The 16,136-nt window shown below is 40.0% G+C and carries 15 protein-coding genes and 2 pseudogenes; 7 read left to right on the top strand and 10 right to left on the bottom strand.

Features of this window, described 5'->3' with window-relative positions; genetic code table 11:
• Nucleotides 1-62: 62 nt before the first annotated feature.
• The 6 genes from ADA56_RS05060 to ADA56_RS05035 are packed head-to-tail and all read right to left on the bottom strand — an operon-like array spanning nucleotide 63 to nucleotide 4,425.
• On the bottom strand, nucleotides 63-752 hold the full coding sequence (locus tag ADA56_RS05060; RefSeq protein ID WP_049369643.1) for a ComF family protein: 690 nt from the start codon (nucleotides 750-752) through the stop codon (nucleotides 63-65).
• Nucleotides 753-771: 19 nt separating this feature from the next.
• Nucleotides 772-2,154 carry a type IV pilus secretin PilQ gene (locus ADA56_RS05055; RefSeq protein WP_049369641.1) on the bottom strand — a complete coding sequence of 461 codons (1,383 nt, stop codon included), beginning with the start codon at nucleotides 2,152-2,154 and terminating at the stop codon, nucleotides 772-774.
• A 1-nt stretch (nucleotide 2,155) separates the two neighbouring features.
• Nucleotides 2,156-2,539 (bottom strand): pilus assembly protein PilP, encoded by a 384-nt coding sequence (locus ADA56_RS05050; protein WP_049369639.1) that lies wholly within the window; start codon nucleotides 2,537-2,539, stop codon nucleotides 2,156-2,158.
• A complete protein-coding gene (locus ADA56_RS05045; RefSeq protein WP_049369637.1) occupies nucleotides 2,539-3,081 on the bottom strand; it encodes a hypothetical protein in 543 nt (180 codons plus the stop codon). Before ADA56_RS05045 ends, ADA56_RS05050 begins: the two co-directional genes overlap by 1 nt.
• Complete coding sequence (locus ADA56_RS05040) at nucleotides 3,078-3,590, bottom strand: PilN domain-containing protein (protein WP_049369636.1); 513 nt, start codon at nucleotides 3,588-3,590, stop codon at nucleotides 3,078-3,080. Before ADA56_RS05040 ends, ADA56_RS05045 begins: the two co-directional genes overlap by 4 nt.
• Nucleotides 3,577-4,425 carry a pilus assembly protein PilM gene (locus ADA56_RS05035; RefSeq protein WP_049369634.1) on the bottom strand — a complete coding sequence of 283 codons (849 nt, stop codon included), beginning with the start codon at nucleotides 4,423-4,425 and terminating at the stop codon, nucleotides 3,577-3,579. Before ADA56_RS05035 ends, ADA56_RS05040 begins: the two co-directional genes overlap by 14 nt.
• Before the next feature lie 99 nt (nucleotides 4,426-4,524).
• Here ADA56_RS05035 and ADA56_RS05030 point away from each other — a divergent pair.
• From ADA56_RS05030 to ADA56_RS05025, 3 genes and pseudogenes are all read left to right on the top strand, one after another.
• A pseudogene (locus tag ADA56_RS05030) lies at nucleotides 4,525-6,375 on the top strand (penicillin-binding protein 1A); the annotation flags it as partial.
• A gap of 75 nt (nucleotides 6,376-6,450) precedes the next feature.
• A pseudogene (locus ADA56_RS10000) lies at nucleotides 6,451-7,143 on the top strand (penicillin-binding protein 1A); the annotation flags it as partial.
• A gap of 63 nt (nucleotides 7,144-7,206) precedes the next feature.
• Nucleotides 7,207-8,052, top strand: a complete 846-nt coding sequence (locus tag ADA56_RS05025) for a 23S rRNA (adenine(2030)-N(6))-methyltransferase RlmJ (protein ID WP_049369630.1) — start codon at nucleotides 7,207-7,209, stop codon at nucleotides 8,050-8,052.
• A 35-nt stretch (nucleotides 8,053-8,087) separates the two neighbouring features.
• Here the strand turns inward: ADA56_RS05025 and psiE are convergent, their stop codons facing one another.
• From psiE to rpsU, 4 genes are all read right to left on the bottom strand, one after another.
• On the bottom strand, nucleotides 8,088-8,504 hold the full coding sequence (psiE, locus tag ADA56_RS05020) for a phosphate-starvation-inducible protein PsiE (protein WP_049365746.1): 417 nt from the start codon (nucleotides 8,502-8,504) through the stop codon (nucleotides 8,088-8,090).
• Nucleotides 8,505-8,642: 138 nt separating this feature from the next.
• Nucleotides 8,643-10,532 (bottom strand): RNA polymerase sigma factor RpoD, encoded by a 1,890-nt coding sequence (gene rpoD, locus ADA56_RS05015; protein ID WP_049369629.1) that lies wholly within the window; start codon nucleotides 10,530-10,532, stop codon nucleotides 8,643-8,645.
• Between the two features lie 69 nt (nucleotides 10,533-10,601).
• On the bottom strand, nucleotides 10,602-12,386 hold the full coding sequence (gene dnaG, locus ADA56_RS05010; protein WP_049369627.1) for a DNA primase: 1,785 nt from the start codon (nucleotides 12,384-12,386) through the stop codon (nucleotides 10,602-10,604).
• A gap of 135 nt (nucleotides 12,387-12,521) precedes the next feature.
• Nucleotides 12,522-12,737 carry a 30S ribosomal protein S21 gene (gene rpsU, locus ADA56_RS05005; RefSeq protein WP_005694732.1) on the bottom strand — a complete coding sequence of 72 codons (216 nt, stop codon included), beginning with the start codon at nucleotides 12,735-12,737 and terminating at the stop codon, nucleotides 12,522-12,524.
• A 218-nt stretch (nucleotides 12,738-12,955) separates the two neighbouring features.
• Between rpsU and tsaD the strand changes: the two genes are divergently transcribed.
• Genes tsaD through ADA56_RS04985 form a run of 4 tightly spaced genes read left to right on the top strand, consistent with a single transcriptional unit; the run spans nucleotide 12,956 to nucleotide 16,068 of the window.
• Complete coding sequence (gene tsaD, locus ADA56_RS05000) at nucleotides 12,956-13,984, top strand: tRNA (adenosine(37)-N6)-threonylcarbamoyltransferase complex transferase subunit TsaD (RefSeq protein WP_049365743.1); 1,029 nt, start codon at nucleotides 12,956-12,958, stop codon at nucleotides 13,982-13,984.
• Between the two features lie 9 nt (nucleotides 13,985-13,993).
• A complete protein-coding gene (locus ADA56_RS04995; RefSeq protein ID WP_049365742.1) occupies nucleotides 13,994-14,230 on the top strand; it encodes a hypothetical protein in 237 nt (78 codons plus the stop codon).
• Nucleotides 14,230-14,811 carry a thymidine kinase gene (locus ADA56_RS04990; RefSeq protein ID WP_049365741.1) on the top strand — a complete coding sequence of 194 codons (582 nt, stop codon included), beginning with the start codon at nucleotides 14,230-14,232 and terminating at the stop codon, nucleotides 14,809-14,811. Before ADA56_RS04995 ends, ADA56_RS04990 begins: the two co-directional genes overlap by 1 nt.
• 36 nt (nucleotides 14,812-14,847) lie before the next feature.
• A complete protein-coding gene (locus ADA56_RS04985; RefSeq protein ID WP_049365740.1) occupies nucleotides 14,848-16,068 on the top strand; it encodes an aromatic amino acid transport family protein in 1,221 nt (406 codons plus the stop codon).
• The last annotated feature ends 68 nt before the right edge of the window (nucleotides 16,069-16,136 follow it).

Genomic DNA, 16,136 nt, shown 5'->3' with positions numbered 1-16,136 from the left:
GCAATTTTTTCTACATTTATTCCTATTTTTATAGATATAGGCAAATCCTATCTTTATAGATTTTAGGCTCGAGCTAAGCCCCATACTTGAATTTCTTTTACACCTAATTTTCGAAGTTGTTTGGCTATCTCTGCCAACGTTGAGCCGGTTGTAATCACATCATCCACCAACGCTACACGTTCATAAGGAAAAGGCTTTTTGGTATTCACTGCAAAAGCATTTCTAAGGTTTTGTCGTCGATCTTTTGCCGTTAAACCTCGCTGAGTGTGGGTATGTTTAATCCGTTTCACCACATGATGACTGTTAGGTACATCACACCAACGGCTCAGCCAATTCGCTAATAAATCAGCTTGGTTGTAGCCCCGTTGCCACTGTCGAAAATGATATAACGGTACTGGAATAATCGCCTGTGGCAGAGATAGTCCATGCGTTCGTCTCGCCTCTCGCACTGCAAGATAAAGTAAACGCGATAAACTCCGATCTAACCAAAACTGTTTTTGGAATTTAAAACGATGAATAAGTGAAGAAAGCGGTTCGAGGTAATGCCCAATGATCACAATGCGATCCCAAGCAGGTTCATTTTTCAAACAATGTCCACAGCCCATTGCATAATGCTGCAAGGGTGAACCACATCGCCCACAATAAGGGAAAGTTTTAATCTGCTTCTGACATCGACTGCACAATCCATTTCGCCCAAGATGAATAGATCGCTTGCAATGCACACAGCTAAACTGAAAAAAATGGGAAAACATAAAAGAAATTGACCGCACTTTATTTTTTCACTTTTTCAACTTGCTTAAAATGCTTTTCTTTCTTAGCCATTTCCATTCTTTCACCTTGTTTTAAAATATGAGGTGTCACAAAAATGACGAGTTCGCGTTTTTGATGACGTTCACTTTCCTTACTAAATAAGCGCTTAATACCTGGAATATCGCCCAATAATGGTACTTTATCGACACCTTTCGTGATCGTATCGTGAAATACACCACCTAATACAATTGTTTCGCCATCTTTGGCAAACACTTGCGTATTAATTTCTTGTTTATCAATGGATACCACTTCATTTTGCCCATAAGCCACTCGATTCCCTGGAGAATTTTGACTCACTAATAAATCCAATAAAATATTATTATCCTTCGAAATATGTGGTGTCACTTCTAATCCCAACACCGCTTCTCGAAATTCCACTGATTGAGTGTCATTTTTCCCATTTGTCACCACATAAGGAATTTCTGTCCCTTGTTTGATGCTTGCGCTTTTCTTGTTGGTAGTAAGTAAGCGAGGGCTTGCAATAATTTCTACGTTATTTTCACGTTCAAGTGCGGTCAATTCTAGGTCTAATAATCGACCATTAATTTTAGCTACTTGAAGAGCTAATGAGCCAGCTGGCGTGACCGTTGTCGCAAAATTCACATTTAAATTATTACTGATATTGCTAAACCCGTTCGCATCTAAACTGCCACCCACTCGATGGGCTGCCTCAGTAGGATTAAAAATGCCCCAACGCACACCTAATTCTTTTAGGCTTTCATCAGTAATCGTCACAATACGTGCCTCAATCACGATTTGCTCAATGGGTTTATCCAACTCTGCGATTAACTTTTTGATATTTTTGACAGAACGTGCATCATCCTGAATCAGTAATACATTGCTTCGGTCATCAAATGCAATCGTGCCGCTAGGTGAAAGCAAAGAACCACTACCAGTTGTTAAAGATTTCATCACATCAGAGGCCTTGGCAAAATGCAGTTTAACCGTTGTACTCACAAGTGGTGTTTCACTAGGCAAACCTTCTCCGCTAATTGCCATAGGTTCTGTCATTTTCTCTGCATATTGTTCATGTTGAGAAGGCTTACCCAAATAATAAATATTATTTTCTTGATAAAAAGAGAGCCCTTTGATTTTTGCCACAGAACGCAATAAACGATCAAAATCCACGTTATCTAATTGCAATGAAAGCGTTCCTTCTAGCTCATCATCAATCATTAAATTGGCATTTTGCTCAAGAGCAACCTGCTGGAGAGTTGCTACCATTGGCGCCTGTTTTAATCGAAGTGAAAAGACGCGATTTTCTGCCGCTGAGTACGTTGTCCATAGGATCAAAAAACACATTAAAAACTGACCGCACTTTGTTTTTATTTTCTGCTTTACCATTTTAAAATCTCATTATGATTGAGGTCGTTTGTTCACATTGCCCAGCTTTATAACCTTGAAGCGTCACGCTGTCTTTACTCACTTTTTCGATTAAATAGCCTTCCTGTCCAATTCTCTGCCCGACTTGAACCAACAAAATATGCCCATCATCATTAAATAACACTTCTGCCTGTTTACCGTATTGCAAGACACCTACAATATGTAGCTGAGCCAATGGGCGTTCCTCCGCCAGTCTCGGCTCCGAATATACGCAAGTCGACACCGGCGGTAGGGTGAGCCCCTCTTTTGGATATTCGGTTTGTTCTCTTTGTTTACGATCAAAAGGATCTTGCGAAAATGACGATACAGAAAAAAACGCTATCAAGATTAAGAAGAACTTTTTCATTATTTGTCCTTATTTAATTGGAAAATTAACTCACATGTAATAGAAGCATTTTCCTCTTCATCTAATTTTTCAATGTTTAATTGCGTTAAGGAAAGTTTAGGAACATCGTTTAAAAGTGCGGTCAAAAATTGTTGTAAATCGACAAAATAGCCTTGTAATGATAAGTGCAACAACGTATGTTGAGAAAAATCCCAACGCAAATCTAACGTGCGAAGTCGCCCATTTAACAACGCCTGAATATGCTGATTGATCGGCAACACAGAATTAGCCAATTCTGGAGAAAGTTGTCGGCTGTCTGACTTTTGTCTTAAAGTTTGTAAAATCCTTTCCTGTTTATCCCACTCTTGTTGTTGTAAACTCAATTCTGCGTCAAGCCGATACTGTTCATTACTGTTTTCAACATAACGAAAAACAGGTAAGAAAATAACCGCACTTAATGCACACAACCAAAAGGCAGCATGGGCCATTTGAGGTAATCGAAGCCATCGCCCAAACCAACTTTGTGCACTTCTTTGAATAAGCTCATTGATAAGGTTCCTCATTGCACAGGCTCCGATAAATGAATATCAAACTGAAAGAATAACTGTTGTTGCACCGGTTGAAACTTGGTTAAATTAACCTCGGTAAAATGGCGTTTAAGAAATTGATGTATTGCTTCAAATTCTTGTTGATTTTCCGTCATGCCAGAAAGGACAACTTGCTTCGCATTGAGCGTAAATTCATCTAACTCACCTTGTTGTAAGGGCAACTCAGTTAATAAATTAAGCATTCGATACACATATTCCGTCTCCATTTCTGTCAGCTCATTCAGTTCTTTTAAGTTACTTTGTAGTTGCTGAACTTGAATGCGTTTCTGATGAACTTGATTGGTGATTTGTGTCAGTTTTTCTTTTGTCTGATTTAAGGTTTGCGCTTGCTGTTCATTAAAATAACTCAAGCCAAAAACAATCAGAACTGAGCAAGCTAGCCAAATTAAACCTTGCCATATAAAGCGCTGAAAAGCCTTTTGATGTTGTTCTACGCGCCAAGGCAATAAATTAAGGCTTAACATCACCACTCTCCCGATTAATTAGAGGCAAAAGTGCGGGTGTTTTTGAGGATAAATCTACTAGCTTTAAATCGGTTTGCCACAGTGCATTACCTAAAGCGATGAAAGGTAAATCTGTTTCGATGCGTTGCCAATTTTTAGGCAGTGATTCAATTGTGTGTGAATTCAATATGTCGGGCGTTTGATACACATAAATCTGTTCTATCGTTTCGGGAAAACGCTGGATAAATTGTTGATAAAGCTCAAATAAATCACTTTGAGATTGCAAGACTTGTCGTTGTTGTAAGCGTTCACAAACGGCGAGACAACCTTGTTGATCTTGATATAAAAATAAGGTGTTAGTCGGCTCTTGACCTAAAATGGCATAAAATGCACGCAAAATGCTGTGATTCAGTAAATCAAGTGCGGTCAATTTCAGCGGCAAATATTTTGCTAATTCTGCATTGGCACTTTCTTTTCGAATCGCCGTGATATCCAAACGAAAACCTTGTTTTAATGGCGTGGTCAGATAATCAAACCATAATTCATCCAACGGAATCGGTAATTCTTTTTGCAAAATGAAACGGCATTGTTGTTCACACTCCTGAGCATTGAGTGTTTGCGGTAAAATAAGCGTTTTAGACCAAGTTAAATGGGGTGAAATGGAGCCGATAAAACAACATTGGTTAGTTTTTTGTGGTAAATAAGGCAATAACTGGGAAAAAATGTCCTTTTGTTGTCCATTCAAGCAAATAGATTGAACTTTGTGGAATTCATCTAGCCAAACAAAATAGAGGTTATCTTGTTGTTTACTCACACCAATTTGTTGTTTTCGCTGCTTTCTATGAGCAATTCCCATATTCTTTCCTATTCTTTAAGGGATTAATCTTTTATACTTAGCAGCCAAGATCATAATTTTGATTTTTTGAATATTCATTAAACCAGAGAGAATTTTACGATGCGGATCGCAAAATTAATATTAAGTACCCTATTTACGATATGTATACTGGGGTTAGTCGCCGGTGGTGTACTGTATTTTCACTTAAAATCCTCCTTACCATCGGTTGAGAGCCTAAAAACCGTTGAGTTGCAACAACCGATGCAAATCTATACGGCTGATGGCAAATTAATCGGTGAAGTCGGTGAACAACGCCGTATTCCGGTGAAATTAGAAAACGTCCCTCAACGTCTGCAAGATGCCTTCTTAGCAACGGAAGATAGCCGTTTTTATGATCATCACGGTTTAGACCCTGTTGGTATTGCTCGTGCGATTTTTGTTGCCGTCAACAATGGTGGTGCATCTCAAGGGGCAAGTACCATTACGCAACAGCTTGCGCGTAACTTCTTCTTAACGCCAGAAAAAACCATTATTCGTAAAGCTCGCGAAGCGGTATTGGCCATTGAAATTGAAAATGCCTTAAGTAAACAAGAAATTTTAGAACTCTATTTAAATAAAATTTTCTTAGGGTATCGTTCTTATGGCGTCGCAGCTGCCGCACAAACCTACTTTGGTAAAAACTTAGATGAATTAACGCTTTCTGAAATGGCGATCATTGCTGGCTTGCCAAAAGCGCCTTCTACCATGAATCCACTCTATTCGCCAAAACGTGCGGAAGAACGTCGAAATGTGGTATTAAGCCGAATGCTTGATGAGAATAAAATCACCAAAGCAGAATATGATGCAGCCATTAAAGAGCCAATCGTCGCAAGCTATCACGGTGCTAAATTTGAGTTCCGTGCAGACTATGTAACTGAAATGGTTCGTCAAGAAATGGTGAAACGTTTTGGTGAAGAAGATGCTTACACCAAAGGTTATAAAGTCTTCACGACTGTACTTTCAAAAGATCAAGCGGAAGCACAAAAAGCCGTCCGTAATAACCTGATCGATTATGATATGCGTCATGGCTGGCGTGGCGGTGCACCACTTTGGAAAAAAGGTGAAGCCCCATGGGATAATGAACGTATTGTCGCTTTCTTGAAAAAATTACCTGATTCAGAACCGTTCATTCCAGCAGCAGTAACCGCATTAAGTAAGAATGGTGCAGAATTACTTTTAGCCAATAATGAAACAATGACGCTTTCTTCAAACGCAATGCGTTGGGCAGGTAAATCACCCGTTAAAGTGGGCGAACAGATTTGGATTCGTAAACGTGATAACGGTGAATGGATTTTAGGTCAAATTCCTGCAGCTAACTCTGCATTAGTTTCATTAAACTCGGATAATGGTGCAATTGAAGCTATGGTGGGAGGTTTTAGTTACGAACAAAGTAAATTTAACCGTGCAACCCAATCTTTAGTGCAAGTGGGTTCTTCGATTAAACCATTTATCTATGCCGCTGCGTTAGAAAAAGGTTTAACCCTTTCAAGCGTATTGCAAGACAGTCCTATCTCTATCCAAAAACCAGGACAACCTTTGTGGCAACCGAAAAACTCACCTGATCGTTATGACGGTCCAATGCGTTTACGTGTAGGTTTAGGTCAATCTAAAAACATGATTGCCATCCGTGCACTACAAACCGCAGGTGTTGGCTTTACGGCTGACTTCTTACAACGTTTTGGATTCAAACGTGACCAATATTTTGCGAGTGAAGCGCTTGCCTTAGGTGCGGCATCCTTTACTCCGTTGGAAATGGCGCGCGCTTACGCGGTATTTGATAACGGTGGTTTTTTAATTGATCCTTACCTTATCGAAAAAATTCAAGACAATACCGGTAAAGATTTATTTATTGCGAACCCAAAAATTGCTTGTATCACCTGTAATGATATTCCTGTAATTTATGGTGAAACTAAGGATAAAATTGATGGCTTTAAAGATGTGGCAGAAGTAGCTAATCCAGATAAGCTAAAATCAGCCAAAGGTAATAGCAATACCGATACAGATGAAGGTGAGGGAGATCAGCAACCAGACAATGTCCCAGACTTACCAGAACTTCAAACATCAGCATTAAATGACGGTTCTGTTGATTTAATGGCAGATGCGAAAGACGGTGCAGCGAAACAAGAATACGCACCTCGTGTGATTAGTGGCGAATTAGCCTTCTTAATCCGTAGCGCATTAAATACGGCGATTTATGGTGAGCAAGGACTTAGCTGGAAAGGTACCAGCTGGCGTATTGCTCAAAGTATTAAACGTAGTGACATCGGTGGTAAAACCGGTACCACCAATAGTGCGAAAGTGGCTTGGTATGCAGGTTTTGGTGCAAACTTAGTCACCACAACCTATGTTGGTTTCGATGATAACAAACGCGTATTAGGTAAAGGTGAAGCGGGTGCAAAAACCGCAATGCCTGCGTGGGTCGCTTATATGAAAACTGCACTTTCTGATATACCAGAACGTCAACTTGAACTTCCACCAAATATCATGGAAAAAACTATTGATAGTAACTCGGGTTTACTTTCTGAAGGTGGTGGTCGTAAAGAATACTTTATCGTTGGTACCGAGCCTAAACGTACTTATGTTGCAGAAATGCAAGAGCGCGGTTATTATGTCCCACCAGAATTGCAACAACGCTTAAATGGTGGAACAGGCAAAACCAAAGACGCGATTCCAGCAACGCAACCAGAAGAATTATTCTAACGATTTAAATACTAAAAGTGCGGTTAATTTTGACCGCACTTTTTTACGTCAAAAGGACAAACCATGTTAAGTTATCGTCACAGTTTCCACGCTGGCAACCATGCTGATGTATTGAAGCACATTGTATTAATGTTGATTTTGGAAAACCTTTCTCTAAAAGAAAAAGGTTTTTACTATCTCGACACCCACTCTGGTGTTGGTCGTTATCGTTTAAGTTCTAACGAATCAGAAAAAACCGGCGAATACAAAGAAGGAATTGGCAGACTCTGGGAAAAAACAGATTTACCTGAAGAGGTGGCTCGTTATGTAGATCTCATTAAAAAGCTCAATTATGGTGGTAAAGAATTACGTTATTACGCAGGATCTCCAATGATTGCAGCACAACTATTACGTCCTCAAGATCGTGCATTACTGACAGAATTACACCCTAGCGATTTTCCATTATTACGCAATAACTTTAAAGAGTTTAAGAATATCACCACAAAATCAGAAAATGGTTTCCAACAACTCAAAGCGACACTTCCGCCAAAAGAACGCCGCGGTTTAGTGCTTATTGATCCGCCTTACGAATTAAAAGAGGATTATGATTTGGTGGTGAAAGCGATCGAAGAAGGTTATAAACGCTTTGCGACAGGCACTTATGCCATTTGGTATCCTGTGGTTCTACGCCAACAAACAAAACGCATTTTTAAAAGATTAGAAGCAACGGGAATTCGTAAAATTTTGAAAATTGAATTGGCTGTTCGCCCTGATAGCGATCAACGTGGTATGACCGCGAGTGGAATAGTGGTGATTAATCCACCTTGGCAATTAGAACAGCAAATGAAATCTATTTTGCCTTATTTGGCCCAAGCGCTCGTCCCTGAAGGTACGGGAAGTTGGACAGTGGAATGGATTGTACCGGAATAATCCATTCCAAAACCGCGGTCAAAATGACCGCACTTTTAAATTTTAATTTTATTGGAATACAACACTAAACAAAGTGCAATAACCATAATTAAAATCGCGCCTGCGAATAAGATAGTATCAACTGAGCTCTCATGATTCACAATAATCAGACGCAACATGGCGGTAATCCCCGCGTAAATAAAATAACGCAAAGGAAAGTGATAACCACTTTTAAAATATTGCACGATTAGGCCAATAAAACCGAAATATAAGAAAAACATCACGGCTTGTTCAGCAACATCATAAGGCACTACGCTTGATGTATTGAACACCATAATTGCTAAGGTATAGGTAATTTTAGCTAAAGCAATAATCAACACTAAAGCCAAAGCAATAAGTGAAAAACTTAATATCACTTTTAATACACTAGTTACTACTCTAGGCAGCTTTTCTAGTTCTTGAGATTCTTCCATAAAGTTCCTTTTTTGTTTTTTAAAATGATGAAAGGTGCATATTTTAAAGGAATGTGATTTGGTGGTAAATAGCCAAATTTAATCAAATAAAAAAGGCAGATATTTCTGCCTTTTCTTTTTATATGAATGAATAAATAATTACTCATCTAAGAAACTTCTTAAGGTTTCTGAACGACTTGGATGACGTAATTTACGCAATGCTTTCGCTTCAATCTGACGAATACGCTCACGGGTTACATCAAATTGTTTACCCACTTCTTCAAGCGTGTGGTCGGTATTCATATCAATACCAAAACGCATACGTAATACTTTTGCTTCACGAGGGGTTAATCCTTCTAGCACTTCATGAGTTGCCACTTTCAAGCTTTGCGCAGTTGCAGAATCTAATGGCAATTCAAGAGTTGAATCCTCGATGAAGTCACCTAAATGTGAATCATCGTCATCACCGATTGGCGTTTCCATTGAAATTGGCTCTTTCGCAATTTTAAGCACTTTACGAATTTTATCTTCTGGCATTCCCATACGCTCAGCAAGCTCTTCCGGCGTCGCTTCACGTCCCATTTCTTGTAACATTTGACGAGAAATACGATTTAATTTGTTAATCGTTTCAATCATATGAACCGGAATACGAATTGTACGTGCTTGGTCTGCAATAGAACGCGTAATTGCCTGACGAATCCACCAGGTTGCATAGGTTGAGAATTTATAACCACGACGGTATTCAAATTTATCTACCGCTTTCATCAAACCAATATTCCCTTCTTGAATTAAATCCAAGAATTGTAAACCACGGTTGGTATATTTTTTCGCAATAGAAATCACCAAACGTAAGTTAGCTTCAACCATTTCTTTTTTCGCACGGCGAGCTTTTTGTTCACCACGAGATACCGCATCACAAATCTCACGCATTTGTTGGATGGTAAGATTGGTATGTTGCTCAATATTAGCTAAGTTATCTAAAGATAAACGGATACGTTCTTCATATTTTGGTAAACGTTTTGCCCAAGCTTTCGTTGATTTTAATGCTTTTGCTACCCATGCATCACTGCTGCCATTCGCAACAATAAGCGCCTCAAATTCATCTTTTGGCATACCTGCAATATCAACTAATACTTTTTGTAGTTGACGCTCTTCTGCACGTACACGTTTCATCATATTCTTCATTGATAAAACAAGTACATCAAATTGTTTTGGCACTAAACGGAATTGTTTAAAAATATCGGCGAGTTGAGCAATTTGATCTTTTGCACGTTTACCACTACGACCGTGTTTTGCAATGGTTGCCAATGTTTTAGTATGTTGCTCTCTTAATGCAGCAAATCTTTCACGCGCTACTTCAGGATCGATGCTGTTATCTGAATCGCTGTCATCAGAACTTGAACTGTTATCGCTTTCATCTTCCTCATCGCTCTCATCATCAACGTCTGCAGCAGATTCGGCACTTTCATCTTCATCAGCAAAATTTTCATCAATGTTTGCGGTTTCCTCTTCTGGAACATTTGGATCCACAAAGCCTGTGATTAAATCAGCTAAACGGTAATTGCCCGCTTCAACTTGGTCATAATTATCTAATAATTCAGTTAACGCTTCTGGGTATGCCGCAATTGCAGTTTGGACTTCATCAATCCCTTCCTCAATACGTTTTGCAATGCTGATTTCATCTTCACGGGTAAGAAGATCAACGGTACCCATTTCACGCATATACATACGCACAGGATCGGTTGTACGGCCAATTTCAGATTCCACATTTGACAAAATCTGTGTTGCTTCTTCCACTGCATCTTCATCCGGAATCGTGTCATTCAACATCATTTCGTCACTTTCCGGTGCTTCATCCAGAACCGGAATACCCGCATCATGCTGTAAAGTCTGCAACAACTTATCGTAATACTCTGGATCGATCACATCTTCCGGAAGTAAGTCATTAATCTCCGCATAGGTTAAATAACCTTGCGTACGACCCAATTCCATAAGCTGTTCAATTTGTTCTGAATATTGCTCTGCGGTAGATTGTTGATTTTGTTCCATTTTTATTCCCGTTTTGCGTTATTTTTGGAAGATAAAAGCCCTTGTTTTGAACAGGAGATTTTACCATTGTTATGACGGATTAACTAACTGTTTTTTCTGCTCTTCTTTTCCCTTGAGCAAATTCACTAAAATTGCTCGCTCTTGAGCAGTTAATCCTTCCGCCCTTTCTTTTGCAATCAGCATTTCAATGTCACGCTCAATCGCTTGAATATTCAATCGACGATAGTTTTGAGAGAATGCATTAATGATTTCTAAGTCATCTAATAGATGATCCCAAGAGGCTAATATTTCAAGGGGCTTGCTGAATTCTGTATCACGAAAATATTCTAAGATTTGCCCTGTTGTAATGCCTTCTCGTTCACGGCAAAGTGCGGTCAATTTTTCGAGCAATTCGTAACCCGCTTCATGCTTTAAGGCTTGTAAACCGATATCCGAAATACGATTCACTAATTGTGAATTCTGTAATAACAGCGAAATCACCACGCGCATTGGTGTTTTCTTAATGGTTTTTTGTGGCGTTTTAGGTTTTGGTTCAGCCTTGTCTATTTGATTTGGTATTAAGCTTTCAAGCTGTGATTGATCAAAGATCCCAAGCTTTTGCGCCAACATATTCCGCAATGATAGACGCAACATATCACCAGGAATTTGACGAATTAAAGGCGCTGCGAGTGCCACTAATTTGCCTCGTCCTTCTTGTGTCGAAAAATCTACCTGTGGACTTAAATGCGCAAATAAGAATTCTGTGAGAGACTGAGCTTGATCAATATATTCTTCAAACTTTTCTTTACCATATTGACGAATATAAGTATCCGGATCTTCTCCATCTGGTAGGAAAATAAACTTAATTTGTCGTCCATCTTCCAGATAAGGTAAGGCGTTTTCAAGCGCACGCCAAGCGGCATCACGCCCTGCTCTATCACCATCGTAGCAGCAAATGACTTGCTCTGTTGAACGGAACAATAATTGAATTTGCTCCGAGGTCGTCGATGTCCCAAGAGAAGCCACCGCATAATTCACACCAAATTGCGCTAATGCCACCACATCCATGTAGCCTTCAACCACCAGTAATTTTTCTGGCTCATCATTGATTTGCAAGGCTTCATATAAACCATAAAGCTCATTACCTTTATGATAGGTAATGGTTTCGGGGGAGTTCAAATACTTGGGTTTTTCATCCGTTAAAACACGTCCACCAAAGGCGACTGTTCGACCACGTTTATCCCGAATCGGAAACATGATGCGATTACGGAATTTATCGTACACATTGCCACGGTCGTTTCGAGAAAGCATACCTAAATCAAAAAGTTTTTTCTGTTCTTCCCGATTTTTGCCGAATTGGCGTAACACCGTATCCATCGCATTGGGTACATAACCAATTTGAAAACGAGCAATAATTTCTGGCGATAAACCACGTTGCTGAAGATAGCTTTGAGCAGGAATATTTAACGGGAGTTGAGCTTGATAAAACGACGCAATCTCTTGCATCAAATCGTATAAATTACGTTTTGTCTGATAGCTCACATCCGGTTTATTACCGAATTGGTTTGGGCGTTTTTCATAAGGCACTTCAAGCCCAGCAGAAGCAGCAAGTTCTTCAACGGCTTCAACAAATTCTAATTTGTCATAATCCATTAAAAATGAAATCGCATTGCCTTTCGCGCCACAACCGAAGCAATAATAGAATTGTTTTTTTTCACTTACCGTGAAGGAGGGTGTTTTTTCGTGATGAAACGGGCAACAAGCTTGATAATCTCGTCCCGCTTTTTTGAGTTTCACGCGTGCATTAATCACATCGACAATATTCGATTTTGTGAGCAGATCATCAATAAACTGGCGTGGAATTGAGCCTTTCATTGCCTTGCCTCCTTGAATACGATGCGAAAGTGCGGTTGATTTTGCGTGACTTTTTTGATGAATTTAAAGCAACAAAACCGTGATACCCAAAAGGTTTCACGGTTTGTCTTAACTCGAGTTAGAAAATACTACAAATTAGTATAAACGGGTATTGCGCGCATTTTCACGAGCATTACGTTTAGCGTGACGTTTAGCAAGTGTTGCTTTTTCACGTTTACGGATTGTAGTTGGTTTTTCATAGAATTCACGAGCGCGAACTTCTGCTAAAATACCAGCTTTTTCGCAAGAGCGTTTGAAACGACGTAAAGCTACGTCGAATGATTCGTTTTCACGTACTTTAATTACAGGCATAAGCCAATCACCTCAATGAGTTTAATTTAATTGCAATTTTAAATTTTTATTACTGCCGAATGAACGGCAAATTCAATAAAGGACGCAATTCTAATCGATCTTCCCTGCAAAAGCAAAGGAAAGATCGCCTATTTGCTGAAAATTTGGCGTTTGAACTGGTTTAAGCTGGCTAAACAAGGTAAAATCTTTGCCAATTTTTTTAATAAAATGAGAATAAAATGCGTATTTTAGGAATCGAAACCTCCTGTGATGAAACAGGTGTCGCGATTTATGATGAAGACAAAGGCTTAATTGCCAATCAACTCTACACGCAAATTGCCTTGCATGCGGATTACGGCGGTGTGGTACCAGAGCTAGCTTCCCGCGATCACATTCGTAAAACGGCGCCATTAATTAAAGCCGCATTAGAAGAAGCCAATTTAACAGCTGATCAAATTGATGGTATCGCCTATACAAGCGGTCCGGGTTTAGTGGGCGCATTATTAGTGGGCGCAACGATCGCGCGCTCACTGGCTTATGCCTGGAATGTGCCCGCTATTGGCGTACACCACATGGAAGGTCATCTACTTGCGCCAATGCTTGATGAAAACCGACCTCACTTTCCATTCATTGCCCTCTTAGTTTCTGGTGGACACACGCAATTAGTGCGCGTTGATGGCGTAGGCAAATATGAAGTCATTGGCGAATCCATTGATGATGCGGCAGGCGAAGCCTTTGATAAAACTGCGAAATTATTAGGGTTAGATTATCCTGGCGGTGCGGCACTTTCACGTTTAGCCGAAAAAGGATCAAAAGATCGCTTTGTGTTCCCTCGACCAATGACGGATCGACCTGGACTTGATTTTAGCTTTTCAGGTTTAAAAACCTCAGCAGCAAACACCATTAATCAGGCGATTAAACAAGAAGGTGAATTAACTGAACAAACCAAAGCGGATATTGCCTTTGCCTTCCAAGATTCTGTCGTGGATACACTTGCAATTAAATGCAAACGTGCCTTAAAAAAAACCGGTTATAAGCGTTTAGTTATTGCTGGCGGCGTAAGTGCAAACAAAAAATTACGTGAAACCCTTGGCATTATGATGAAAAATCTTGGTGGTGAAGTATTTTATCCGCAACCTCAATTTTGTACCGATAACGGCGCCATGATTGCCTATACAGGCTTTTTACGTTTAAAACAAGGTCAGCACAGCGATCTCGCCATTGATGTCAAACCTCGTTGGGCAATGGCCGAACTCCCTGCAATTTAAGGAAAAAATATGGAAAATATGATTAAAGTAAGAGCCATGCGTGCAGCCGGTATCGCTTGTTTTTTGGTGCTCGCGATTATTGGCGCATGGATTTTTACCACGCCAAGCAGTGATATTGTTGACGCTCTTGCTGAAGCAGGAAAAATAGTGGGAGGCGGTGCCACTTACGGGACCTTTATGCTAGCAGCCTGTCCACCTGTTGCAGGATTCATTGCCTATCATTTCTGGAAATGGGTTATTAAATAATGGCAAAACTCTATTTTTACTACTCTACGATGAATGCGGGTAAATCAACCACATTGTTACAGTCTTCCTATAACTATCGTGAACGCAATATGAACACCATGGTTTATACGGCAGCGATTGATGATCGTTTTGGCGCTGGCAAAGTCACGTCACGTATTGGTATTCATGAAGAGGCGAATTTATTTACGTCAACCAGTGACCTTTTTGCTGAAGTGAGTCAACGTTTACAACAAGAAAAAATTCATTGTGTTTTGGTTGACGAAGCCCAGTTTTTAACGAAACAACAAGTGTATCAATTAAGCGATGTTGTAGATAAACTGAAGATTCCAGTGCTTTGCTATGGCTTACGGACAGACTTCCAGGCAGAGCTATTTGAAGGCAGTAAGTATTTACTTGCTTGGGCAGATCAACTAGAAGAATTAAAAACAATCTGTTATTGTGGGCGTAAAGCCAATTTCGTTTTACGTTTAAATGAACAAGGTGAAGTCATTAAGGAAGGGGAACAAATCCAAATCGGTGGAAATGACTCTTATCTTTCGGTTTGCCGCTATCATTACAAAGAAAAGTGCGGTCAGCTTTAACCTCATTTTTCAATTTTATACTCGGAGGACAATTTTATGCTAAAAAACAAAACATTCGGCAGTGCCTTAATCATTGCCGGTACGACCATCGGAGCCGGGATGCTCGCGATGCCATTAACCTCTGCCGGAATTGGTTTTGGTTATACCGTTTTATTACTAGTCGGCTTATGGGCGCTTTTGGTTTACAGCGGTTTGCTTTTTGTTGAAGTGTACCAAACAGCCGATCGCTTAAATGATGGCGTGGCGACTCTCGCTGAAAAATACTTCGGCATCACAGGGCGTGTCTTAGCGACTTTTAGCTTGCTCATTTTACTTTATGCCCTTTCTGCGGCCTACATCACCGGGGGCGGTTCATTATTATCTGGCTTACCAACGGCTTTTGGCTTTGAAAGTCTTTCCTCCGAACTTTCAATCATTTTATTTACCGTCGTACTCGGTGCCTTTGTGGTTATGGGTACAAAAGGCGTTGATGGCGCCACTCGTATTCTGTTTATCGGCAAATTAATCGCCTTTGCTTTCGTGTTATTTATGATGTTACCAAAAGTGTCTGTCGATAACCTGATGGCCTTGCCTTTAGATTATGCTTTCGTGATTTCTGCAGCACCTATCTTCTTTACCTCTTTTGGCTTCCACATCATTATGGGTAGCGTAAATAGCTATTTAGATGGTAGTGTCACTCAATTCCGTAAAGCCATTTTAATTGGCACAGCCATTCCACTAATCGCTTATTTGATATGGCAGTTAGCGACTCACGGTGTATTAAGCCAAAATGAATTTGTGCAAGTACTCCAAGCGGATCCAACCCTTAACGGCTTAGTCAATGCCACACGTCAAATCACCAACTCCCACATCATGGGCGAAATCGTGCGTGTGTTCTCTGCACTTGCATTAATCACCTCTTTCCTTGGTGTGATGCTAGGGGTATTTGAAGGTTTAGGCGATTTATTTAAACGTTACAAATTGCCACACAACCGTTTAACACTGACTGTTGCTGCATTTACTCCACCACTTGCATTCGCCTTGTATTATCCTGAAGGTTTTATTGCCGCATTAAGCTATGCGGGTTTACTCTGTGCATTCTATTGCTTAATTTTACCTATTGGACTAGCATGGAAAACACGTCAAGCGAATCCCAATCTGCCTTATCGTGTAATCGGTGGAAACGTAACCTTAGTGATAGCCTTAGTAATTGGCGTAATCATTATGATCGTACCATTCTTAATTCAAGCAGGTTATTTACCTGCAGTAGCAGGCTAAAGTGCGGTAGATTTCCAAGGCATTTTTCTCATAAAAGTAGGGCTTAAACGCCCTATTTTTTTATTTTC

This window comes from Parahaemophilus parainfluenzae, assembly GCF_001055095.1.
GTDB classification, from domain to species: Bacteria; Pseudomonadota; Gammaproteobacteria; order Enterobacterales; family Pasteurellaceae; genus Haemophilus_D; species Haemophilus_D parainfluenzae_Z.
This window is presented reverse-complemented; position numbering and strand designations above follow the sequence as displayed.